Raw genomic sequence first — 2078 nt, forward strand, 5'->3', positions numbered from 1 at the left:
GGCCCAGAGTGTGTCAAAACCCTTGTTAGCGGCTTCCACTCTAGTGTTTTTTCCTACTCAGCCCAGGTCAGACATCAGTTGCTCAGATTCAGTATAAGATTCCGGAAATCAGCAGGTACGCCGACAACGTGGGCTAGAGGCTAGAAATCTGGGGGTTGGATGATTGCAAGCAACGTTTCGTATCTTTGTCCGGTTTGTGGATACCCCGGGCTTGAAGAGCCTCCATACGATGAGGTTGGCTGCTCTTCGTTTGGCATGTGCCCGTCCTGCGGTACGCAGTTCGGCTATGATGACGCAACATCTACTCATGCTGACTTGCGGAGATTATGGATCTCTAAAGGAATGCTTTGGTGTAGCAAAGCTCAAGCGTCGCCGAGAGGTTGGGACCCGGAAAGGCAACTACAGGCGGTTGAAAAACGCATCAATATCTCAACAGAACACCGCTCTTAGCCCTGCTATGATTTCTGAGGATTTCATCGCAGGGATCGCCCATGAAGCGCTTTATCCAAGGTGAACATCGAGGCCAAGAAACCTTCCTTCCCGCGAGCCTCGACGATTACGTCACAGATGCCAATCCGGTGCGCGTAGTCGACATTTTTGTCGACGAACTGGACCTCGTCAAACTAGGTTTCGAGGGCGCCTTACCTGCTGATACAGGCCGGCCGGCTTACCATCCCTCGGTCCTGCTGAAGATCTACATCTACGGCTATCTGAACCGCATTCCATCGAGCCGGCGTCTTGAACGAGAAGCCCAACGCAACGTCGAGTTGATGTGGTTGACCGGGCGTTTGATGCCCGATTTCAAGACCATCGCCAACTTCCGAAAAGACAACAGCAAGGCCATCCGAGGTGTCTGCCGCCAGTTCGTGGTGCTGTGCCAGCAGCTAGGACTGTTCGAAGAAAATCTGGTCGCCATCGACGGCAGCAAATTCAAGGCCGTCAATAACCGCGACCGCAATTTCACCAGCGCCAAGCTGAAACGGCGGATGGAAGAAATTGAATCAAGTATCAATCGGTACCTGACTACGCTCGACGAAACTGATCGGCAAAAACCCTCGGTCGCTCAGCCCAAGGCTGCTCGTCTGCAAGAGAAAATCGACAAGCTCAAAGCTCAGATGAAAGAGTTGCAGGTCATTGAAACTCAGCTCAACGAATCAACGGATAAACAGGTCTCACTGACCGATCCAGACGCCCGTTCCATGATGACGCGCGGCACCGGAATCGTCGGTTACAACGTGCAGACAGCAGTCGATACCCAGCACCATTTGATCGTTGCGCATGAGGTGACCAACGTCGGTTCCGACCGCGATCTGCTCAGCTCGATGGCCAAGCAGGCCCGCGAGGCGATGGCGTCAGATACGTTGTCGGTAGTGGCTGACCGAGGTTACTTCAAAAGCGAACAAATCCTAGCTTGTCACGATGCAGGCATCACCGTCTATGTGCCCAAGCCGATGACCTCTGGAGCCAAGGCTGACGGGCGTTTCAATAACGATGCCTTCATCTATGACGCGGTAAAAAACGAATACATTTGTCCCGCTGGAGAGGCGTTGATCTGGCGCTTTTCCAGCGTTGAAAAAGGCCTGAAGTTGCACCGTTATTGGAGTTCTAATTGCCAGGGATGCGTGCTGAAATCGGAGTGCACACCGAGCAAGCAACGGCGAGTTCGGCGATGGGAGCATGAAGCCGTATTGGAGGAAATGCAGAACAGGCTGAGCAACGCGCCGGACATGATGCGAGTCCGCAAGCGTACGGTCGAGCATCCCTTCGGGACACTCAAACAATGGATGGGCGCCACACATTTCCTGACACGAAAGCTGAACGGAGTAAGTGCGGAGATGAGCTTGAACGTCCTCGCCTACAACTTGAAACGAGTCATGAAAATTATCGGTACCAGCGGTTTAATGAAGGCGCTGTCGGCCTGAAAAGATCTGTATTTTGGCCACCCAGCAAGGTAGAAGCGGCGCTAGGGGCTCCCAGCCCCTCGTGATGATCCGCAGGACTTGTTGTGAGCAATTACTCAGCTAACAACCGTCAGCGCTGCGCGCCGACAGTGCATCAGCGCGTTTTTACACACTCTG

Annotated in this window: 1 protein-coding gene; it reads left to right on the forward strand. The window is 53.5% G+C overall.

From position 1 onward, the window contains the following. Nucleotides 1-491: 491 nt before the first annotated feature. Entirely contained in the window at nucleotides 492-1922 is a 1431-nt protein-coding gene (locus tag HX875_RS32305) for an IS1182 family transposase (protein WP_177048986.1), read from the forward strand. Nucleotides 1923-2078 lie beyond the last annotated feature (156 nt).

The organism is Pseudomonas yamanorum, from assembly GCF_013386765.1.
GTDB classification, from domain to species: domain Bacteria; phylum Pseudomonadota; class Gammaproteobacteria; order Pseudomonadales; family Pseudomonadaceae; genus Aquipseudomonas; species Aquipseudomonas yamanorum_A.

What these genes read in the sequence shown, in the direction of transcription:
- HX875_RS32305 (WP_177048986.1), top strand. Translation starts at nt 492, where the DNA reads ATGAAGCGCTTTATCCAAGGTGAACATCGAGGCCAAGAAACCTTCCTT.